This is a genomic window from Herbaspirillum sp. WTB6, assembly GCF_057457785.1.
The window spans coordinates 3,544,146-3,565,926 of record NZ_CP176522.1 but is presented as its reverse complement, the minus strand read 5'-3'; the positions used below and the strand labels follow the sequence as shown (position 1 = coordinate 3,565,926).

At 56.0% G+C, this 21,781-nt stretch carries 15 protein-coding genes and 1 tRNA gene; 1 reads left to right on the top strand and 15 read right to left on the bottom strand.

Features of this window, described 5'->3' with window-relative positions:
• Nucleotides 1-7: 7 nt before the first annotated feature.
• The 15 genes from ACK2VC_RS16680 to ACK2VC_RS16610 all read right to left on the bottom strand — a co-directional run bounded on the left by ACK2VC_RS16680 (nt 8) and on the right by ACK2VC_RS16610 (nt 18,774).
• The gene (locus tag ACK2VC_RS16680) at nt 8-1,141 is read right to left on the bottom strand and encodes a glycosyltransferase family 4 protein (protein WP_486731495.1); all 1,134 of its coding nucleotides are present in this window, start codon (nt 1,139-1,141) and stop codon (nt 8-10) included.
• Nucleotides 1,142-1,166: 25 nt separating this feature from the next.
• Nucleotides 1,167-1,349, bottom strand: a complete 183-nt coding sequence (locus ACK2VC_RS16675) for a transposase (RefSeq protein WP_486731494.1) — start codon at nt 1,347-1,349, stop codon at nt 1,167-1,169.
• Nucleotides 1,350-1,384: 35 nt separating this feature from the next.
• Entirely contained in the window at nt 1,385-2,179 is a 795-nt protein-coding gene (locus ACK2VC_RS16670; RefSeq protein WP_486731493.1) for a class I SAM-dependent methyltransferase, read from the bottom strand.
• A gap of 40 nt (nt 2,180-2,219) precedes the next feature.
• Nucleotides 2,220-3,356 (bottom strand): glycosyltransferase, encoded by a 1,137-nt coding sequence (locus ACK2VC_RS16665; RefSeq protein ID WP_486733270.1) that lies wholly within the window; start codon nt 3,354-3,356, stop codon nt 2,220-2,222.
• A gap of 439 nt (nt 3,357-3,795) precedes the next feature.
• Nucleotides 3,796-4,449 carry a class I SAM-dependent methyltransferase gene (locus ACK2VC_RS16660; protein ID WP_486731492.1) on the bottom strand — a complete coding sequence of 218 codons (654 nt, stop codon included), beginning with the start codon at nt 4,447-4,449 and terminating at the stop codon, nt 3,796-3,798.
• 37 nt (nt 4,450-4,486) lie between these two features.
• The gene (locus ACK2VC_RS16655; protein WP_486731491.1) at nt 4,487-5,866 is read right to left on the bottom strand and encodes a lipopolysaccharide biosynthesis protein; all 1,380 of its coding nucleotides are present in this window, start codon (nt 5,864-5,866) and stop codon (nt 4,487-4,489) included.
• Nucleotides 5,867-5,875: 9 nt separating this feature from the next.
• Nucleotides 5,876-6,952 carry a DegT/DnrJ/EryC1/StrS family aminotransferase gene (locus ACK2VC_RS16650; RefSeq protein WP_486731490.1) on the bottom strand — a complete coding sequence of 359 codons (1,077 nt, stop codon included), beginning with the start codon at nt 6,950-6,952 and terminating at the stop codon, nt 5,876-5,878.
• A 12-nt stretch (nt 6,953-6,964) separates the two neighbouring features.
• Nucleotides 6,965-7,549, bottom strand: coding sequence for an acyltransferase (locus ACK2VC_RS16645; protein WP_486731489.1), 585 nt, complete (start codon nt 7,547-7,549; stop codon nt 6,965-6,967).
• Nucleotide 7,550: 1 nt separating this feature from the next.
• Complete coding sequence (locus ACK2VC_RS16640) at nt 7,551-8,612, bottom strand: Gfo/Idh/MocA family protein (protein ID WP_486733269.1); 1,062 nt, start codon at nt 8,610-8,612, stop codon at nt 7,551-7,553.
• Between the two features lie 177 nt (nt 8,613-8,789).
• Nucleotides 8,790-10,019 (bottom strand): GumC family protein, encoded by a 1,230-nt coding sequence (locus tag ACK2VC_RS16635; RefSeq protein WP_486731488.1) that lies wholly within the window; start codon nt 10,017-10,019, stop codon nt 8,790-8,792.
• Nucleotides 10,020-10,090: 71 nt separating this feature from the next.
• On the bottom strand, nt 10,091-12,364 hold the full coding sequence (locus ACK2VC_RS16630; RefSeq protein WP_486731487.1) for an SLBB domain-containing protein: 2,274 nt from the start codon (nt 12,362-12,364) through the stop codon (nt 10,091-10,093).
• Nucleotides 12,365-12,455: 91 nt separating this feature from the next.
• Entirely contained in the window at nt 12,456-15,191 is a 2,736-nt protein-coding gene (locus ACK2VC_RS16625) for a YjbH domain-containing protein (RefSeq protein ID WP_486731486.1), read from the bottom strand.
• A 655-nt stretch (nt 15,192-15,846) separates the two neighbouring features.
• Nucleotides 15,847-17,907 (bottom strand): gamma-glutamyltransferase family protein, encoded by a 2,061-nt coding sequence (locus ACK2VC_RS16620; protein WP_486733267.1) that lies wholly within the window; start codon nt 17,905-17,907, stop codon nt 15,847-15,849.
• A 77-nt stretch (nt 17,908-17,984) separates the two neighbouring features.
• Nucleotides 17,985-18,470 (bottom strand): RidA family protein, encoded by a 486-nt coding sequence (locus tag ACK2VC_RS16615; protein ID WP_486731485.1) that lies wholly within the window; start codon nt 18,468-18,470, stop codon nt 17,985-17,987.
• A 227-nt stretch (nt 18,471-18,697) separates the two neighbouring features.
• Nucleotides 18,698-18,774, bottom strand: a tRNA-Arg gene (locus ACK2VC_RS16610).
• Between the two features lie 631 nt (nt 18,775-19,405).
• On the opposite strand from ACK2VC_RS16610, the gene ACK2VC_RS16605 reads away from it, so the two are divergent.
• Complete coding sequence (locus tag ACK2VC_RS16605) at nt 19,406-21,781, top strand: putative bifunctional diguanylate cyclase/phosphodiesterase (RefSeq protein ID WP_486731484.1); 2,376 nt, start codon at nt 19,406-19,408, stop codon at nt 21,779-21,781.

Sequence of the window (21,781 nt, the reverse complement as noted above, 5' to 3'; positions counted from 1 at the left end):
CCCTTTTCTATACATTCATCATTTGCACATACAAGCTCTCATATCGTTCACGTGTATGCTCAATGGTGAACTGTGAAGCTATGCGGGCGTGTGCTTTTATGCCTAATGCGGCACGATCGGTGGCCGATAGAGTTAAAACATGAAACAAGCCCGCGGCCAGCGCTGGGGTATCTTCTTTGGGTACCACCACGCCGCAGTCGCCAAGCAAATAGGCGGCATCACCTACATCAGTGACTACGCAAGGCTTGCCAATTGCCATTGCTTCACCAACCACATTGGGAAAGCCTTCTGTTCGGGACGACAGGCAAAATACATCCATGGCAGCCAAACATACTGGCGCATCGCTACGCTCGCCCAGCAATACAAAGCGCTCCGCGCATCCAGTAGCGGCAATCCACCCTGTCAATTGAGCGTTGGCGGGGTCGCAGTCGCGCCCCACCATCAAAAATCGAACGCCGGAGTGTTGCCTTGCCAACAAGCCAGCAGCGTTGACGAAATTACGCTGGTCTTTCACAGCATTAAAGCGCCCTAATGTACCCACTACCAACGTGTCCTCCGCCCAACCGCATTCGCTCCGTAGCGCCAGTTTTTGCGCCGGGGTGACGTTCAAGCCCGCTAAATCGAATCCATTCGGAACTACCATCATGCGGGCGGCGCTGTAGCCTAATGCCACGTGGACCCGACGTGAAGCCTCCGCCGCACATACAATTGTGTGCGGTACCAAACCAGAGAGCCTGGCACACAGCCAGCGTATCCAAACGGTCGCGCGGGTACTACCGGCAGCAGCATCGGTGGTTCGAATGCCCCATATGACGTTTTTTAAACCGACTAGCCGGGCCGCTATGCCCCCGAGGAGATCGGAGTGATACATCCAAGTTTGCACGATATCGGGACAAGAAGTGCGGATCAAGTTCATCAGCCTCCACATCACACGAGGGATATCCAGCGCAGAACTCATGCCCAGTGCATGAACCTCAATGCCAAGAGCCTGCAGTTGTGGCCCTATCTTGCCAACGCCAGTGAGTGAAACAACCTCGTGCTGATAATTTCCGTTGCCAAGATGTGATTCGAGCAAGCGCTTGAGCATCAATTCAGCACCGCCAATATTGAGTCCAACAATAATATGAAAAACCCTTATCATCGCATTTCACGCACAAAATTTAGGTTCATCCGGCTCTCGTGTAGGACACGGCGGCCAAATATAGGTTGAGTCCACCACAATGGAAATAAACGACGATCTTGAAGTTGTTCGGATTACGATAACCGCAAGCGCGCTTCTGGAAGATAGCAATCTTGGAATTCAATTCTTCCGCGACGGCGTTGGTAACGTGATGACCAAAGTAGGTCACTTATCCAACTACTCAAATTTCCGGAGTCACTTCTATTACCTTACAGGAATATCTGAAGAGCCACTTTCTTTAACTCGATAGACATGCCCAACCAGGAATCCAGAACCTTTTTTACTAGCAAAAAAATTGTTGTATGTGCTAATAAACAAATCCATCCCTAATGAAATAAATCCTGGAACTCGCCATCCCTTGACCGCAAGAAAATGGGTAAACGGTGGATTACTTGCAATCACTTTTGTAGCAACTAATTCAAGACTGTCAAATTCACTCATAAACTGCTCAAAGTACTCTTGATAGTGAAAAAAAAAGTGCTCACAACCATTAACATAAGCAATAAATTTTTCCGAGTCTTTCTTCATGAACCTATATATCGCACTATCATTATCATATTCATTCACAAATATGAGTCTCGCCCCCTCCCCGCAGCAACGAAGCGACTCACTCAGCAATCTACGCATCACATCAAATGAAATATGCGCATTAAGATTTATGAAGGTAAAAACATCAAACTGATGCTCATACGGCAGCTGACCGCCATCCAAGTACGGCAAAGCATTAAGGTAGCCACGCGCTCTTGCTAAATCAGAGGGAAAGCCAAGAATATCTACCCCATAAACTCCTGCTGTGCGATCCACCAATACCTGTTTTCCGCAACCACAAGCCACATCAAGACAAATCTCATTGCCATATAATTGCTGCGACAAAAACAACTCATCTCCTCCCCTGACGGAGAAAAGCCACGCAAAAAATTTGATGCTCTTAAGCTTAGAAAAAAAAGATAGTGATGAAACCTGCCTGTCGCGCCAGTAATTCTTACTTTGCTCCTTCATAGCCCAACCCTTTATAAGAAAAGTCCTCCCGATCAGGCACTCAGCGGCCAGCACACGAAACAGAAGGCGTCGCCAGCGTCCTTATTAATTCTGCAGTTTCCTGAGCGGTACGTACCCAACCATAGCGGCTGCACATGCCATCAACACTATCCTCATAGTTGGCCGCATAGCGATCAACATCGGCAATAAAATGACGAAATGTAGAAACTGCATTGCTGCCTTCGCGCAACAAAACGCCGAACTGGTTCTGCTCGATATACTCCTGCCCTGGGGTATCGGTGGTAAAAACCGGCAAGCGCGAAGCCACATACTCCAAAGTCTTGAGAGACGAAAGTTTCACATTCCTGTGCCTCTCATATTCGTATAGCACAATGGCTGCATCGGCTGAAGCATAAAGCTTAGGCAAATCCGAGTAATCAACCTTACCCATATACCGAACATTGGTGGGCGAGCCAGCCTGTATGCGTGCACGCGCATCACCATCACCTACCATAAGAAAACAAATATCTGGAAAGTGGTGCGCCAGCCTTACAACGTCTTCCGCGCCATCCCAAGGTGTAAACGTACCCACATAAATAACTGTCAATGATCGCCCCGGTTCACGCAAGGGCCGTTTATTGATGAAGAACTGTTTAGCCACACCATTAGTAATTGTAAAAACAGCACCACGAGGCTGGTAACGCTTACGAACAGCATCTGCAATGCCATCACTTACTGCAATGCACCGTGCCGCATTCCTGACCAACCACCGTTCCTGCCAGCAGATGAGATTCCTCATCAAACTTAACTTCCCCGCGGATACCGAATCTTCCTGCGCCAGCCCATTCAATTCCAAAACAAATGGAACATGAATGATCCATAAGGAAAAAATAACAAAAAAATGCCAATGACTAAGACGAATATAAACAAGATCGTATTGGCCACCCCGCATCAATAAATACAACCCCATGAATGTGTCGAAGCACACCTGTCTTAATTTTGGCACATTGATGACACTGACACTTCGTAACTTGAACCGTGCATTGATTATAGGTGGACGCCTTGTCCAAGATGGCGCGAAACCAGTTACTTGACAACCAGGCCAAACATCTAACAAAGCATTCCAAAGTTCCAGGAAATGGATTGCTGGCCCCCAGGAAATACCTAAATCATTGAATGTAATAGTTATTATTTTCATATAGATCAATAAATATTCAATGGCTGCAAAGCCTATTGGATATTACCATCGCAGGTATTACCGATATAAAACATCACGAAATACTATCCTTAGCCATGTAGCCTTCCACTCGCCAGTACGGAATTGGTGTCACCCTACACCAACACGCGATCCGGCTTTTCAGCCAGTAGCACTTCTTCGATTTTCTCAAGCTGCCGCCCGGCCATCGCATGATGCGCACCGCCACCGATGCCAAAATCATAGGCAGGCTACGGAATATCCATTTCCTCGAAGAAGATATCCGACATACCGGCATCATAATGTCGCCCAGTATGGATTAGTACTTCATTGATACCATATTGTGCAAGCACGCACGACACCGCTGCCGCCTTGATGAATTGAGAGCGTACACCGAGGATGGTAATAATTTTATTCGACGCAAAATACCCTCAATTAAGCCTCATGATTGACTGCCGTAAAACGCGATGTGATAAGGATTCAACGCAAAATTCTTGACTACAACATATCGATACTTGGCTTTAAGCTCTTTCATTATCTGCTTCCGCGACGTCTTCCTTTCCGAGCCAACCTCCCAAAAATGCTCAGCTGCTAATTTCTTTGGCCTTGGAATGTCAATAAATGTATTCCAAAGTACCGGTGAAATCTTCGGAAGCCGCAAAAATCCCCCCAGACCGATTGATGCCCGATAATTTGGAAGCGTCATAAATAATCTTTCTCCTAGCGCGCCGAGATGATCAAGACTGGGAATGAACTGCTCGTACGGCATGTGCTCAAGTACTTCGCAGCAAACGACGAGGTCAAAGCGCTCCCCCTTGATATGAGTAGCGACCTCATCTAGTGGCGCACAAATATCCGGTTCCAATGCCGGGTTAATATCCACCGTCGTTACCTGATATCCGGCCCGTCTCAGGAACGTGGACGTAAAACCATTTCCAATCCCTACCTCAAGGATGCTTTTTGGCCTGAGTGCATGGATCTCATGTATTTGCTGGGACAGCGAACACAGTTGCGTAAGCGCAAAATAGCCGTCCGAGTAATAAATATCTCGCGACAGTGACTGTTCCCTTTCTTTGCCTCTCATTGGTTTGCCCATGACAATTCGAACCCTCTCATCCAGATCCAGTATTGGATTACAACAGCCGAAACAGCGCCAAAAAGAGCGCCCCTGATGTCGCCCACAACAGCAGGATGCGCCAGCACTTCTCCATAACACGGGCCAGAGCACTAAAGTCGACACCCGATATCCGACAAAAAACAATCAAATACAGCAGATACACCATCGCCGATGCAATTGCATAGGTCTCTGCCAACAGCACCACATTCATTCTGCCTACCAGAAAAACTGCGCCAACCCTTACCCCACCACCAAGCAGAGTCAGCCCCAGCATCGTTTTTTGCTTTCCGGCAACATGCGTCACCATGGAAACTGGTGAGGACACGAACTGAAACACAAACCACGGCATCATCCAGCCCACCAACTCTCCCGCCCTGCGCCACTCGGCACCAAACAAGAGTGCAAATACCGGGGCGGCAACGATACCCGCAAATATCAACGGCCCCACGCCCGTCTTCAGCAGCCCGCCCAAAATACGCGTGGTGAATTCCTCCAGCCGCCCCGCCCGCAATTCTTCTGGCGCATGCGCAAGATACACTTGTGCAATCGAACCACCGATCAACCCCATTGGAGCGGCCATCACCTTGGTCGCCAGCATCAGGTAGCCCGCCTCCGGGCCTATCGCCAAGGTGGCGATGATGATGACGGGAATTTGCGTGCCTGCGCTATTGGCTAAGGCCTCCAGCGTCGAATATTTTGGAAACTTGGAATAATTCCGCAGTGCTTGCCATGTGCTGGCCACGGTGACACTGCGAAGTGCTGCGCGATCCTCGCGCCATGCATCGCACACCAATCCCACAAATCCCGCGCCGCCATTCACCATCTGCCCCACCATAAGACCGATGGGACCGGCGCCTGCCAAGCCGCCACCGATCTGTATTGCCGTCCCCCCAACCGTCTGCGCCATGCGCGCGCGCGCGATGCGAGGGAATTTCTTCTTCCGCGTTGACCAAAACTGAACTGCAGCATAGGCACTCGCAAACCAGGTACCCAACGGCACCAGCCATAGATAGGGGGCAATGGCGGACACTTTCAAACGCACAGCAATCCAGTCCCCGCAGAAAAATACTAGCAGGCCCAGCAGCGCCGTGAATGCAGTGGCACTTGCGAGCGCCAGCGCCAATAAACTGGCGGCTTCTTCATCTCTTTCCGGCATCGGAATGGCGATTTCAAGCCGCAGACAGGCCACCACGGCAAGGATGCCCAGCAGCGAGGCATACACCGCCAACACGCTGAAATCTGCCGGCGTGTATAGCCGGGTAAGAATCGGTAGAGCAAGAACCGCCAGCGCTTGGGCAAAGGCGGTGCCGCCCACCAAGATGCCCACGGAATGCACGATTCCGTGACGGGCATCTAGCCGGGCGTGGATTGCCTTTTTTACCGAAGCCAGCAACACACCGCGCGCCTAGCGGATCGCCGCAACGATGGCTGCCACATCTTGCGCCAGCAAATATGGATGCATCGGCAAGCTCAATACCTGCTGCGCTACTTCATCCCCAACTGGCAGCGTGACCGCATTATCTGCAACGGCGGGCTGCTTGTTTAACGGGATCGGGTAATGCACCGCACTCGGAATGCCAGCCTCCTTAAGCTTGGCCTCGACCGCAGTGCGGTCCGTTACCCGAATCGTGTATTGCGCGTAGACGCTGGTGTTGTGCTGTTCGATATAGGGTGTAACGACGGTTCCCGCTGCGTCGAGGATCTGATCATAGTGCTGTGCCACTTGCTGGCGCAGTACTATTTCTTCATCGAAGACTTCCAGTTTCGCCAGCAAGATGGCTGCCTGAAGTGTGTCCAGCCGGCTGTTGACGCCAACCCGGATGTGGTGATAACGGCGATCCTGCCCATGGCGGGCGATCTGGCGCAGCACCATAGCCAACTGGTCATCATTGGTGAAGATGGCGCCGCCGTCGCCGTAGCAGCCCAGCGGCTTGCTGGGAAAAAAGCTGGCACAAGCAATAGTCGTCAGATTGCAGGAGCGGCGGCCCTTGTAGGTGGCGCCGAAACTCTGTGCGGCATCCTCGATCACCGGGATGTCGTATTTGGCGGCAATCGCATTGATGGCGTCGAAATCCGCACATTGGCCATAGAGCGATACCGGAATAATTGCCTTGGTTCTGGGTGTAATCGCCGCCTCAAGCAATTGCGGGTCAAGGTTGTAGGTACGCGGATCGATGTCGACATACACTGGCTTTGCACCCAACAACGCAACAGTCTCTGCCGTCGCGATATAGGAAAAGCCCGGTGTGATGACTTCATCGCCGGGACTGATGCCGAGCGCCATTTGGGCGATTTGCAGGGCATCGGTGCCGTTGGCACAAGTAATGCAATGTTTGGCGCCGACAAAGCCGGTTAGTTTTTGCTCCAGTTCGGAAACTTCAGGCCCAAGAATATATTGACCATGATCGAATACTGCCTGGACACGGGCATTGATATTTTCGCGCAAGGCATTGTACTGAGCCTTGAGATCAATGAATTGCATGAATTTGCCCTTTTATTGATTGGAGATCAGTCTACAAACATTCTCTTTTAGTTCGTAGCGCTCGCCAGTATGGAGACACGTAGTTTCGCCTTCACCTTTGAGCGGCAAATCCAGCCGCTCGCCAAACCGGCTCATCCAGCCAATCTGACGCGCCGGCACTCCAGCCATGAGGGCAAAATCAGGTACATCGCGATTCACGACTGCTCCGGCACCGATAAACGCATATTCGCCGATGGTGGTACCGCACACGATGGTGCAATTGGCTCCCAGGGTTGCGCCGCGTCTGACTAGCGTCTTGCGGTATTCGTTCTTGCGCGTCACCGCCGAACGCGGATTGTAGACGTTGGTGAACACCATGCTCGGGCCACAAAATACGTCATCCTCGATCGTTACTGCGTCATAAACCGAGACGTTGTTCTGGATCTTGACGTTATCGCCAATGACGACGTCGCTGCCGACAAAGACGTTTTGGCCCAGCGAGCAACCGGCACCGATACGTGCGCCACCGCAGACATGCACGAAATGCCAGATCCGGCTGCCGTCGCCGATAATCGCTCCATCGTCGACAATCGCACTCGGATGAATCGTGGCTGCCATCTCAGTACTCCAGCGGCAGCGCGACCCGCTTGCCGTCGCGCGCCGACAGATACGCGGCAATCAGGACTTCCATCGATTTCAAGCCCTCGCGGCCGTCGGTCTCGGGTTCGGACTCTCCGCGCAGTACCCGGATGACGTTGTCGTAGTAGAGCGGATGGCCAAACCCATAGACAGAGGTGGTCTGATAGCTGGCATCCTTGATTTTCTGGTCGTCCTCGTCCGCCTCGGCGAACTCCCAGTGCTGCACCTCATTAACCGCGACCCCGCCAATACGGACAGTACCTTTTTCGCCAAGAATGGTGATGCTGCCCTCGAGGTTCTTGGGGTAGGTCAACATGGTTACATTCATCGAACCGAGCGCGCCATTGCGCCAACGCACACTAACGACGCCGCTATCCTCCACCTCGATGTCGCGCGCCAGCGTGGCCGTATACGCGTGCAGACTTTCGACCGGGCCGATGATCCAGTCGATCAGGTCGACGTAATGGCTGGCCTGGTTCATGAAGGCGCCGCCATCAAACTCCCAGGTCCCCCGCCACTTGGCGCTGTCGTAGTATTCCTGTGGTCGTGTCCAGAAAACATTCAGGTTGACCATGTAGATACGACCGAAACGGTTTTTTTCGACTGCGCGCTTCAGCAATTGCAAGGTAGCGTTACGGCGATTTTGCTTGACGACGAACAGACGTACTCTGGCCGCATCGCAGGCCGCAACCATGCGCTTGGCATCGTCCCAGCGCGTCGCCATCGGTTTTTCAGTAATCACATGGCGACCAGCCTGGGCAATCTGAATTCCCTGCTCCGAATGCAAACCGGATGGCGTGGTCAGAATGAACGCGTCGGCATCGCAGCCTTCGAGCATATCTTTTAAATTCTTAAACGGCCTGGCGCCCGTCGCGCCTGCGGCCTCTTCCAAGGCTTGCGGATTGATGTCGCAGACGCCGACCAACTCGCAGCGCTCTTCATGCTGTTTCATCGCGGCGAAATGATTTTTGGCGATGCGGCCGCAGCCGACTAGCGCGAAACGGATTTTGCGATCGGTAATCGCGGGAGGAAAGGAACGCATTGAATTGTTTTTCATTCATTAATCACTACGAGATAGAGTTTCTGCTTCAAATTAAGCACAGCCGTAAACTACAAAATCACCGCTACACCTGCAGCTTCGGGCCGTTTTACAATTTCGTTACTAGCCATTGATTCCCGCTTCAAACCGCGGGAATCATAGGATGCTGTCGAGCCGTGGTTACGGTTCGCGCCTCTTCCAGGCAATTGACAGTTGCTGCCAGCGCTTGCTGTTATCCGGGTCAATACGCGAGTTTTGATAAGCCGCGTGCAGGAAGGCCAGGATCATTCCCAATAAACCGCCAGCAGCTGCGCTGGTCAGCGTAATCACTGTGCGTTTTGGTTTGGACCTTCGCTCGGCGGGAACCGCCTTATCCAGTTGCTGAATCAGTGACGAATTTTTGGCTTCATCGATCTTTGCCAATTCAAACTGCTTTGCCAGCAACTCGAAAATGGTTTCGTAATACTTGACGCTGCGTAAACTGCGCACATACTCGACTCCGACCTCGGGTATTTTCCCTGTGGGGATCATGAAATCGTTTTCCCCGGATGGCTGACTCTTTTCCAGCTTGGATAACTGCGTCCGCAGCGCGCGAAGCTCTTCCTGGGTACGCAGCAAATCGGGGTTTTGGCCAGTTGCGAAGGTGCGCATTGCATTCAACTGCACTTCTTTGGCTGCGATGGTGCCCTTGATCTGTGCAACATTCGTAATGATTGCCTGTACTTGCCCATCGGGCTGGATCATGCCGGTTTTTTCCTGGGTGGTACGCAGCGCGACTTCGGCATTTGCCAACTGGTCTTTTGCTTCTTTCAATTGTTTTTCAAAAAACAGGCGGCGTTGCGAGGCTTCGGTGATGGCCATGGTCTGGGTCAGCTTGGCCAGCTCATCGACATAGGCATTTGCCAGGTCGGCAGCAAACTGCGGATCCTCGTCATTCACGCTGATGTAAATCAAACCATCGCTCTTGCCGCTGGAAATATCGCTAGTGCTGCGTAACGCCACGCGCGTGTCATCCATGGTCGTCTTCTGATACCGCTCTTTCAGCTTGAAGCGCGTGATCAGGTTATCGGCAACGGTGCGGCTCCCCAGCAAACCGACATAAAGATCGTTCGGATTTTTAAGCCCGGCGACGCTTCCCGCTACGCCAGCCAAGTTGCCAAGCTGCCCCAGCATGGCGGCAACACCGGCGCTTTGCTGCTGCTGTGGCGGCATGATGGTGGCTGTACCGGTAAAAATCGGCGTCATCAGCAGCGTGACAGCCATTGCCAATACTCCGGCAACGATCGAGGTGCCGATCACCAGTTCCTTATGTTTGGCCAACACGATCACCCAGTCCAGTAAACGAATCTGGTCACCATCTTCGTCTGTGGGCGGACGTTGCCGTGCTTTGTTTTCCGGTTGCTCGGACATTGTTCGCTTTCAAAAAATTTACTACTGCCCGTTCCCGCCGCTGCCTGCAGGCGGGGAAAGTGCATGGATTGTTACTTCAACACTTTGATCGCGGCCGCGCCCAAGCCGAACTGATAGAGAATCTGCGTCCAGTCCTTGAAGTTCTTGATCCAACTGGTTTTTTCCGTTTTCTCCGGCACGACGATGGTATCGCCCGGCATCAGGCGCCGGCCTTCAAAGCCGCTCAGCCAACCGGATTGCTGGCTGCCGAGAACCGATCCGTCGGCCTTCAGTATGTAGGCGCGACCCTCGTCAGCATCCTTGGTCGTGCCGCCCGCCTGGGCCAGATAATCCGCCACCTGTTTCCCTGGCTTGTAGAGGAAGGTGTTTTCGTTATAAACCGCGCCGATGACACCCACTACGGATGGCCGCGACGGGATCAACAGGCGGTCACCATCTTCCAGTGCAATGTCGGGCAAATTTTTAACAGTCGATTCATCGGACAGTTCCAGCGGGATACGGCCGGTAGCCTTGACTTGGCGCAGCCTGGCGATCAGCGCCCTGCGACTTTCTATTTCCGCTTTCAATGCTTGCACGTCTTCCGGATTTAATGCATTTTGCGACCGGGTAGCCGCGGTACGCTCGTTCTCGCGCTCCATCCGGTCCAGTGCTTCATCCATTTTCTTTTGCTGCTGCACACGCGCCGACTCGCGGGTGAATTCGGCGCCGTACAGGTAGGCTTGAGGAGTCAGACTGCCGACCCTTGCGGCAAGCTGGCGCAGCGTTTCGCCGACCTCTGCCTTGTACAGCCCGGCTTGGTTGATTTCTCCTTCCACCCGGACGTATTTGGTTTGCTTGGCGGTGGGTACCCGTATATCGTCCTTGGAAAAAATCGTGACGACATCGCCCGGCTGCAACAGTAGGTTCGACTCCGGATCGTTGCCCATGACGACTTTGCCCAGGTTGAACGGGATCAGGCTGGTCGTCAGATCCGCGGCATTGAGCCGCTCGATCACCGCATAATCCCAGTTGACTTCCGCAATCGAGCGCGCGACGTCGTTGCGCAACCGGGATGCCGTATCGACCTCAATACGTGTCGCGGCATTCTTTTTTACCCAATAGTCGGGCGTGATCAGTGCGTCTTTTTCTGGAATCAGGTCCTTGATGCGCATGCCCTTTTGCCAGGGGTAGCGTGCAGTCGCGGCGACGTTGCCGCGCAAGGTGACGGCATTCTCGAAGCGCGGCGAGATCGACAGGATGGTCACCAGGTCACCATCGTCCAGCGTGCGTGCCAGCCCGGCCTGGTCGAACCTGAATTCCTCGACAACGCGCGCCTTGCGCTGGGCGATGCGCTCCAGGGTAACCTTCTCTGCCGCTGCGGTAGTGGTCAAACCGCCCGCCAGTGCAATGGCTTCCTCCAGGGTGGGCTTGCCCTTGATTTCGTATATTGCAGGCGCGTTCACGCTGCCGGTGATGGCGACCAGCGGGCCGATCGGCGGAATATAGATCACATCACCGGGCAACAGACGGGCATCTTTCGATTTGTCACCTTTGACGAGCAGGTCATACATATCGAACTCGGTAACGACCTTATTGTCGCGTTTTAGCTGAATGTGGCGCATCGAGCCCTTGGCGGACGGCCCGCCGGAGGCGAACAAGGTATTAACCAGAGTGCTCATTGAGCTGACGGTGTAGCTGCCCGGACGCCGGGCCTGGCCGACCACAAACACCTGGATCGAGCGCAACTGGCCCAGATTGACGCTCAGGTCGAAGTTGCGGAAGACCCGGCCGATGGCGGTTTTAAGATAGCCCTGCAACTCCTGATACTTGATCCCAGCAACGTTGACGTTGCCCACCTTCGGGATATAAAAATCGCCGTTACGGTCCACCGTTGCGCGGTAATCGATGTCGATCTGGCCCCAGGCGCGCACCACGATCTCGTCACCAGGGCCAAGGACATAGTCAGCGGTAACGGGAATCCGGTCCACCGGGGCGAAGGTCGAGGGCGAGGCACCGAACAGGTTATAACCGAACAGCGGCAGATTGCGCCCTGTCGAGAAACTCACGAAATCCTGGAATTCGTTTTTTTCCTGCTGGTCGTTCAAGTTTGGCGCAGCGATTGCCTGATCGCCGGATTTGGTTTCCGTTGTGGTGGGAAAGGCCGCATTGGTAATCGGCGCAGGCGCCATATTTGGAGCGGGTTGCTGTGTGGCTGTGTCTGCTCTGGACGATTGGCCGGTTGATTGCGCTGCCGCGGAACCGGACGGCGCCGCGCCGTCGCCGAAGCCAGATGTTTCATGCGCCACGCCCGGCACCGAGGTAACGCACAAGCCGACCAGAATTGCGAACAACGAGGAATAACGCATCAACGAACCTTTAAAAATTTTCCCAGATCAATAATGTTGGATCAACGTTTATTGAGTTTTACAAAAACCATGACGACGTACTGCCACTTTCTCAATACGATTTTTGCCACACAACGCCAATTTCTCCCGGGCCGGTACTGACCGAAATTCTCGACTGGCTATCGTCCCGCTGTGCCTGCCAAAGCCAACTGCCGACTGCGTAGCCCAACAAACTACCCGCGACTGTATCCGAAAACCAATGCTTTCTACCAGCTACCCTGCCCATCGAACCCACCGCGGCAAGGCCATACAGCCATTGCGCATCGTATTCCTTCGCAAACGGCGTGACGGCCGCGAATGCAACCGTGGCATGGCCGGATGGGAATGACGAATTCGAGCGGGGCTGGCCGCTTCCTGTACCTGACCACGCACCTCTTTCTTCGTCCGGCCTCGCACGGCCGACAATATATTTGGTGCCGAAGGCGAGACCGGTCGCCGCCGCAACGGACTGGAGCGATATCAGGCCGGTATTTTGCATGCGCTGGTCGCCCAGCAGGGTGGCGGCACCGGCGCCGCCGACCAGCGCATAAGGCAGGACATTGCCGAAGGTATTCCAGCCGCGCAATATGCGCGAGTCGGCATGATTTTTTGCAAACCGGTCGATTGGCTTATCGCTGACCGCGGCGACCAGTACCGCGCCGGCGGCGATTGCCGCTCCCTGGGCCCAATCGGTCGCCCGCGGCAGCGCGGAAGAGGATTGATCGATGCGCGTCCGGACTTCCGGCCATGGGTTGCCAATTGGTTCGATCGGCGGATTGACTGCCGGGTGGTTTTGCTCGTCCGCGCGCTCAGCGAAGTTGCCAAGGCCATCGAGCATGTTCATGTCGCGCCGGGGGTTTTCCAGGAGTTCGTACAGATCGCCGGGCGAGGCCACCATCTGGCCTACGTCGCGGGTCCAGGGCGAGATCGCGAAGTTGGCATTAGCCTGGGAGTCGGCGGGCAGCATGCTTCCCAGCGGGATCGAAAGGAAAACTCCCTTGTCATTGTAGGGAGAGGCGACCGAGCCTGGCGACGTGGTGTCTTTGCCGTTCGTTCGGGTGTACCACGCCCCGACTTCGACGCCAGAGCGAAAGCGCCGTTTGACCTCGGCGCGCACGCCGACGTCCTTGGCCAAAAAGCGCCCAACCCGAGCGGTGGCGGTGATGTCATAGGGCAGGCGGTAATGCAGCGCGCCAAGCGCAGTGATTGTCTGGTAATCCCGCTTGCCGAACCAGCCCTTGAAGTCCCGCTGCTGCAGCGCATCGACCGAAAGATCAACCGCCCAGCGGCTGTTTCCGGGCAGGTAGAGAACCTGTCCGCCGACTCCGCGGTACATTTCTTCATACATCCCGCCTGAAACGCGGGCGTACCAGCGTTCGCCGGGCATCATGTATTGGTTGAGAAGGAGACGATGCAGCTTGAAACGATTGCCTCGCTTGTACTCGGCGACGTCGCTGCGCACGTGCGGCAACAGGCTGTTGGACTGTTGCGTGACGCCGCTGACGTTTTCGGCGATGGTTAGTCCCAGCGCACCGTTCAGATATAGCCCTTCGCCCAGGCGCTTGTCGTAATCGGTCGCCACCGACAACTCGGAGCGCAAAGCGCCACTGGGATCGTTGAAGAAAAAGCCGATCTTGGGAACAATCCGGAAGCGGTTGGCTTCGCGATCTTCCGAACTGAACTGGACCAGATTTCCGTCCTGGCCCACCAGCACGGCCAACCCTGAATCGTCCTTGATGCCGGCCAGCATGCCGGCCTGGTCGTCGTGGATGACGTCGTCCGGCCCGGGCTGGCGTATCAGCACGGCGTCGAGAAACGCCTGACGGTTTATTTTCCCATCCAGATAGCCGTTCAGCCTGTCCAGATCAAAAAACTCATAGGTGGCGACCGGCTGTTCGAGTTTGGTATAGGTAACGTGAATTGCCCTCACGCCCGCCGGTGCAAAGGCCTGCGCGGTGCGTACGGCGCGCCCTACCGCCCTCCCGAGATTGGAAATGCGAGTATTGGTGAGTACGAGATCGAGCGTGTATCCCCGTAGCTCAATGCGGATGTTCTTATAGTCTTGTTTGGCCAGAGCCTGTACCAGGGCGGCGCCGTGGCTGGCATCGTGCTGCCACTCGTCGATCGAGGGACGTGTCCACGTATTTTTCTGCTGGAACCAGGCTGGCTCATAAATCTTGGGAACGAATTCGCGATCGGAGAGCGGGATGCTGATGAATGCGTTGACGCTGGAATGGTCTCGGTGCCGCGCAGCCTGGAGCCCTAACCAGCCCCAGCGGTACTCGACTCCCACCGCCGGCCCTTTGTTACGTTGGCCGGCGTATGTCTCCGAGGCACGGAAATCCGTGCTGTAATTGTTTGCATCGTACTCGGCTACCACCGCCCAATGGGGAAGGCCCTCCGGCCTCCAGCGGACGCCGCCAAACAAGCCATCCGGCCTTTTGCGGCCATAGCCGATGCTGACTTCCAGATTATTGTTTGCGCCAAATGTCTTGGTGGCTACGGCGTATTGCCCTTTGAAAAGCTCGGTACCGAACAGATCGCTTGCCCCGAACGCGATCGAAGGCAGCCAGCGGCTTTCGTCCCATAGCTTCAGCTTGAAATCGATAACCTTGTCTTTGTAGCGCCCGTAGCCGCTACCGTAGTCATTGCCCGCATTAAATCCGTTGATGCCGGTGACCGATACATAACGGCCGGTTGCCTGTAGAAACGGCAGGATATTCGCGGTTGCCCACAAATCCCCATATGGACTGTCGTAGCTATATCCGAAACTGAAGGTCCCATCGGTCTCGACGACGGCGCTCGGCATGTTGACGTATCCGGATTGCCCCTGGTTGTTGGGAGTGGCACCAACGGCTAGCGGACTGCCGAAAGCCAGGCAACCGTAGCACGTATATCTGATCGATTTGCGGAAAACGCTTAACAAACCCAACAACTCCAAAAAAGCTGCCACGCGGCATCGAAATGTCCTTCACCATGGAAAAACAAGAACGCATTTCAGCATAAGAAATCGGAAAAATGCACTACCGCCCCAGTTCGAATACGCGCATGAAACGCATTGCCTCGCTCTGCAGATCGAACATGGAATTATAAAAACCAGATCAATATTGCTTTCCCTCAACACTTGAATTTTAGCATTGCTGCCGCACTCGACCCGAACATGTTCCCTAATAATTACTCTTTGTGGCGGCTCAGTGCGGCACCGCCGCGACAAGCGGTTGGCAGTGACGTTGTCGCAACAGAGTTGGCACCGGCAGGGGTATCCGAGACTGGCGCAATACCGGTAGACGACGCGCAATATGTATCTAAATTTTGCATACTCAAATCATGAGTATTGGTTTCTGCCCTTTTTTATTCATTAATTTGTGCATACTCTGCATTATTAACCGGGAAACAACTCTGTGCGTACTGTGAATCGTTTGAGGCACGTAACCACAAAACGGCCCTGCGCCGCTGCATCACCCCTACGGCTGATAGGTATCACCCAGCACCGCGCCATCACGCCGCGGATCGGCACCCCCGCTTAACCGCGGTACGCCATTCGACATGGATTTGACGATCGTGCTCAGTCCGCTGGCTTGCGGCTGGAGGCTAACGCGGTGGCCGAGCGAGCGCAAACCAGTGATCAATTCATCGGCGTCACCCGCCACGCCATGAACCGGCGCCGCAAGCTGCAGATTTGGATGTTCGCCGCCCACCGTGGTGGCCGCATTGTTGCCGCCGAAATCGATCATCGACACCGCCTGCTGCGCATCCATGTTCCAGTCCAGCACGCCCACCAGCGTTTTGACCACATACTGGATGATGGCGGCACCGCCCGGCGATCCGGTCGCCATCACAAATTCGCCGCGGCTGCCGTCAGGTTTCCGGCGAAACACCAGGGTCGGCGCCATCGAACTACGTGGCCGCTTGCCGGCTTGCAGCCGATTCGCCACCGGCGCGCCATCGAGCTCCGGGGCGGCGCTGAAATCGGTCAACTGATTGTTCAGCAAAAAACCGTGTGTCATGTGAAACGAGCCGAAGCCGGCTTCAATCGTGCTGGTCATCGACAGCACGTTGCCATAGCGGTCGATCAGGGAAACCTGGGTAGTGCCGTGTTCCGGCGTGTGCGGCGCCGCCAGCGGCTGCGTGCCGAAATCGCCGGCCGGCACCGGCAGCGGCAGCGCCTTACCGACGTCGATCAGGGCAGCACGCCGCCGCAAATACGCCTTGTCGAGCAGGCTGTCCAAGCCGGCGCCAGGCAGCGGTACGAAATCGGTATCGGCAACATATTGATTGCGGTCGGCATAAGCCAGGTGCTCCGCCTCCGTCACCAGATGGACGCCGGTCACATCGGGCTTGCCGCCGTTTTGATCCTTCCGCGGCGGTGCGTAGCGGGACAGGTCAAAATTTTCCAGGATGCCCAGCGTTTGCGCCACCGCGATGCCGCCGGAAGACGGTGGCGGCATGCCGCAGATCACATAGCGCCGATAGTCGGAACAGAGCGCCGGCCGCTTCTTGGCACGGTAATCGGCGAGGTCCTGCAGGCTGGTGACGCCCGGCGTAATGCGGCCGCCATCGCTGGTCCGAATGCTGGCCACGATCGCGCGCGCGATCGGGCCATCCTCATAAAATGCGCCGGCGCCGCGCTCGGCCAGCACGCCAAAGGTCTGCGCCAGCGCCGGATTCCTGATCAGACTATTGGTCTTGGGCGGGTTGCCGTCGGCATCCAGAAAGAACGCAGCCATCTCGGGATGGGCGCGAATGCGTCGCAGCGCGCCTGGCTCCGCAATCGCGGCCGCCATGCGCGGCGGCACCGCAAAGCCATCGGTCCCCAGGCGGATTGCCGGCGCAAACAAAGCCTGCCAACGCAACTTGCCGTATTCGGCATGCAGCAGTTCCAGCGCGCGTAGCACGCCGGGCGTGCCAATCGAACGGCCGCTGCGCATCGCGTCCGGCACCGGCGCGCTGCGCTCGGCCGCCGATTTCCAGCGCAGGTAATTTTCATCGGCTTGCGCTGGCGCCGTTTCGCGGCCGTCATAGGCAGTGACCTGGCGCGTTCCGGCGTCGTAGTAAAGGATGAAAGCGCCTCCGCCAATTCCGGATGATTGCGGCTCGACCAGGTTCAGCGCCATTTGCGCCGCCACCGCCGCATCGGCCGCAGTACCGCCCTGCTGCAGCACCTGGCAGGCAATTTTGGTGGAAAGCGGGCTGTTGGTAATTGCCATGTAGGTCTTGGCATGCACCAGCTTCTTCGGACGATAACCGGTCGCCACTTCCGGCGCGCCGGCGTCCCCGATCTGCGCTGCAACTTCGGCGGCCGGCGCCGCATCCAGCGCGCACGCCCCCGGTTCGGGCGCACCGGTTGGCGCCAGCACGCCGTGCTGGCCGCTGCAGGCAGCCAGGCCCACCACAACTACCGCCGCGCAAACTCCTGACGCAAAAGAGCCACCCCGAAATGAGAACAGACGTGCCCTCCCGAGCACTGCCGGGAAATCGCTGCATGACGCGGGATGATTCATTGAATACCTCGGGCAAGGTGCCATGAAATCAGAGGCTAGCGGCATCGCCACGTTCGATCCGATCTTGCCGGTGGATCGAACGTGGCATTTATTAAAGAGAGCTATCCACCAACCACGGCAAAAGTAACCGCCAGCTCGACCGGCGCATCGAGAGGCAGTTGGTCGACCGAGAAGGCGGTCCGTGCGTGCGCGCCAAGTTCCGGGCCCAGAACGGAAACAAACAGATCCGACGCGCCGTCCAGTACCTTCGGCTGGCTGAAATTTCCCGGAACGGAGGCCACGTACCCTTCGATTCGCAGTAGGCCGGCAAAGCCGTCGAATCCGCCAAGATGATGATGAATCTGGGCCAGAACATTGATGGCGGCGATCCGCGCCGCCAGCCTCCCGTCTTCTTCGGTCAGCCCCGCTCCGACTCGACCGGTATAGGCAAGTTTTCCATCAATCAGCGGAAATTGTCCTGAGATGAAGCCGATGCCGTTGCGGACGACGACGCGCTGGTACGCGCCGGCCGGCCGGGGTGCATCTGGGATGAGGATTCCGAGTTGATCAAGTCTGGCGTTGACGGCAAGCGTAATCGAGTTCGGCATCGGATTCCTCCAGTTAAAATGAAACTGAAGTGTGATGCGTACAACCCGTCAGCGCAATACCCACCGGGAGCAAGTCCGGGACAGCCGAGGTGTAGAAGAAGCGCCACCATGACCGGGCGACACCCCTGCTCCAATCGAGACAGCGGCAGTTGATATGAGAGCCGATCGGCAGAAAAAGTCGCCGACAAATAAAAAGGGCCTACCTTGCGGTAGACCCTTTCTGTTACTGGTGCGGCTGGCAGGAATCGAACCCACGACCCCTTGGTTCGTAGCCAAGTACTCTATCCAGCTGAGCTACAGCCGCGAAAAACGAAAGTATAGCACGAGTTAATTTCCATTTGAAAGTCCTAATTTCAGACATTCTTCCTGCACAGTCCGGCGGCTGGCGAGTCCGTGAAACACAACAACGCATGACCGACTTGGGCTTTTTCCGGATGTGTTGCTGCAATAGCTTTTTTTGTAAATTACTTATGCTAAAGTCGACTACATCGAACTTTTCGCTTGGCGGCTTGTCGGTTGTCGCTTCGACATCAAAAAACTGTCGAGTCAAGTAGCCAGTATGGCGACACGTTGTTTGTTTGCTTCTTCCCGACATATTTTCCGTGATTCATTGGACCAGCGCACTTCCAGATTTTTTGTGATTTCAACTCTACCTCATCACTCGCTTCGCCGCGCCGAAAAAATTCCGTCAGACCAATCGCCTGGCCGGCAGCAACGGGTACATGCCGGAACGACAAGACTGCCTCAAGCCGGCCGCAAACAGCGCCCTGTGCCGGGACAGCCATGAAAATTCAGCCATCGCAAATGCTAGCGTCGGCGCCAGCGGGGGGGCGGTTCATGGCGCAATCGACCACGCGCGATATGCTGGAAGCGCAGCGCAGGATGCTGCCAACCGCGTTCGGCGCCTGTCTGTCCGGTGTGCTTTAGGGGCCGCCATGCGTCTACGCAGTCTGGAAAGCCGCATCGTTGTCTTGTTTCTGCTTCTGATTCTGATGGTGCAGTTGGCGGGTTTTGTGACGATTCGCGCCAACATCGAGCGAAACGTGCGGGCCACGATCGGCGAGCAATTGGCAATTGGCGAAAAGGTATTCCGGCACCTGCTGCTGCAGAATGCGAGAAACCTGAGCCAGGGACTGCGCTTGCTGGCTACCGATCACGATTTCCAGAAGGCCGTAGACAACGATGATTACGAAACCATCTCCGCGGCGCTCGCCAGTTACGGCAGCCACAGCAATACCACGCTGACGGCGCTGGTAGGGCCTGACCATCGAATCCGCGCCAGCACCGGCGACCAACCTTCACCAAGCCTGGAACGGGCGGTACTGCAACTGGTCAGCGGTGCCGAGCAGTCCGGCAAGGCCACGGGCATTGCACTGGTGGCCAATCGCGCTTTCCAGGTGATTGTGGTGCCGGTCATGGCGCCAGTCACCATCGGCTGGGTAGCGATGGCGCAACCGATCGACCAAGCCCTCGCAGCCGATATGAGCGAGTTATCGTCACTACAGATATCGATTCTGACACGAGGCGACAATGGCAAATGGACAGCCGGCGTGTCGACCCTCGGCCAATCCAACCTCGACAAGCTAAGCGCGCAATTACAAGCAGTAGCGGGCGCTGCGCTTTCTCCCACCGAAGTGCAACTGCATGACGACGAATTTGGCACGCGCATCTTCCGCCTGGCGCAGGATTCCGGCCAGACCGCGATCGTGGTATTGCAGCATTCGATTGGCCAGGCAATGGCTCCCTATCAGGGCCTGCTGCTAGCCCTGCTGGCGCTGACCGCGCTTGGTATTGGACTGGCGATGGTTGGCAGCATCCTGATTGCCAAGCGCATTACCGGACCGCTGCGGCAACTGGCGGAGAGCGCCAAGCGGCTTGGCACCGGCGACTATTACCAGGGCCTGATCGAAATCAAGCGGGAAGACGAAATCGGCGAATTGTCACGCGCATTCGACAGCATGCGCGAAGGCATCGCCAACCGCGAGCTGGAAATCCGCCGCCTGGCATATTGGGACAACCTGACCAACCTGCCGAACCGTGCCCAGTTCGTGACCATGCTCGACAGTGCCCTGACGCAGGCGCGCAAGCAAGATCTGTCCTGCCATGTACTGATGATGGACCTGGATCGCTTCAAGCACGTCAACGATGTCCTGGGCCACTCGTTCGGCGATGCCTTGTTGCGTCAGGTAGCGCAGCGCCTGTCGACCCTGAAAATCAAGAGCGGCGATCATATTGCCCGCCTAGGGGGTGATGAATTTGCAATCCTGCTGACCAACAGCAGTCTCGACGAAGCGCGGGAAATCGCCAGTCGCATCCTGGAGTCGCTGGAAACCCCGATCTCGCTGGAAGACCAGACGGTCGATCTGGGCGCCAGCATCGGCATCGCCGGCTTCCCGACACACGGCAGTGGTGCCGAGGTGCTGCTAAGCCGCGCCGAAGTGGCAATGTACGCCGCCAAGACCGGCGGCAACGAGGCGATGGTATATGACACCGCAATCGACAAGACCAGCCAGGAAAGCCTGTCGCTGCTGGGGGAACTGCGGCGCGCCATGGACAATGACGAATTCCGGCTGCACGTCCAGCCCAAGACCCTGCTGCCGGACGGGAAGGTCATCGGCGTCGAAGCGCTGGTGCGCTGGATGCACCCGAAGAGAGGCTTGCTGCAACCGGACCACTTCATCCCGTTTGCCGAAAAGACCGGATTCATCCGGGTCCTGACGCGCTGGGTGCTGGAGCAGGCCGCGGCGCTGTGCAGCCGCTGGGAAGCCGCCGGCGTGCGTCTGATGATCTCGGTCAACCTGTCCACCCGCGATCTACTGGATCAGGATCTGCCGGCCAAGTTCATGGAAATCCTGGCGCGGCATCAGGTAGCGTCTTCATCCTTCTGCCTCGAAATCACCGAAAGCGCGATCATGGACGATCCGGTGCGCGCCCAGCAAACGCTGGAACGCCTGTACGCCATGGGGATCGAGCTATCGATCGACGATTTCGGCACCGGCTATTCCTCGCTGTCCTACCTGAAGCGGCTACCGGTGCACGAACTGAAGATCGACAGATCCTTTGTGATGAACATGGAGCATGAAACCGACGACGCCACCATCGTCCGCTCCACCATCGATCTTGGCCACAACATGGGGCTGCGCGTGGTGGCCGAAGGAATCGAAAGCGATGCCGCACTGCAATTGCTGGCACGCATGGGCTGCGACCAGGGCCAGGGCTATTTCATCAGCCGGCCAATGCCGGCCGACCAGTTTTTACCCTGGTTCAAGCGCTGGGAGCCGCGCCATGCCGTCCTCGAAAATCTGATCTAA

Excerpts from the sequence above, each read along its gene's own strand:
- ACK2VC_RS16680 (WP_486731495.1), bottom strand. The coding sequence starts at position 1,141 with ATGATAAGGGTTTTTCATATTATTGTTGGACTCAATATTGGCGGTGCT.
- ACK2VC_RS16670 (WP_486731493.1), bottom strand. The coding sequence starts at position 2,179 with ATGAAGGAGCAAAGTAAGAATTACTGGCGCGACAGGCAGGTTTCATCA.
- ACK2VC_RS16665 (WP_486733270.1), bottom strand. The coding sequence starts at position 3,356 with ATGAAAATAATAACTATTACATTCAATGATTTAGGTATTTCCTGGGGG.
- ACK2VC_RS16660 (WP_486731492.1), bottom strand. The coding sequence starts at position 4,449 with ATGGGCAAACCAATGAGAGGCAAAGAAAGGGAACAGTCACTGTCGCGA.
- ACK2VC_RS16650 (WP_486731490.1), bottom strand. The coding sequence starts at position 6,952 with ATGCAATTCATTGATCTCAAGGCTCAGTACAATGCCTTGCGCGAAAAT.
- ACK2VC_RS16645 (WP_486731489.1), bottom strand. The coding sequence starts at position 7,549 with ATGGCAGCCACGATTCATCCGAGTGCGATTGTCGACGATGGAGCGATT.
- ACK2VC_RS16640 (WP_486733269.1), bottom strand. The coding sequence starts at position 8,612 with ATGCGTTCCTTTCCTCCCGCGATTACCGATCGCAAAATCCGTTTCGCG.
- ACK2VC_RS16635 (WP_486731488.1), bottom strand. The coding sequence starts at position 10,019 with ATGTCCGAGCAACCGGAAAACAAAGCACGGCAACGTCCGCCCACAGAC.
- ACK2VC_RS16630 (WP_486731487.1), bottom strand. The coding sequence starts at position 12,364 with ATGCGTTATTCCTCGTTGTTCGCAATTCTGGTCGGCTTGTGCGTTACC.
- ACK2VC_RS16625 (WP_486731486.1), bottom strand. The coding sequence starts at position 15,191 with ATGCCGAGCGCCGTCGTCGAGACCGATGGGACCTTCAGTTTCGGATAT.
- ACK2VC_RS16620 (WP_486733267.1), bottom strand. The coding sequence starts at position 17,907 with ATGGCACCTTGCCCGAGGTATTCAATGAATCATCCCGCGTCATGCAGC.
- ACK2VC_RS16615 (WP_486731485.1), bottom strand. The coding sequence starts at position 18,470 with ATGCCGAACTCGATTACGCTTGCCGTCAACGCCAGACTTGATCAACTC.
- ACK2VC_RS16605 (WP_486731484.1), top strand. The coding sequence starts at position 19,406 with ATGCGTCTACGCAGTCTGGAAAGCCGCATCGTTGTCTTGTTTCTGCTT.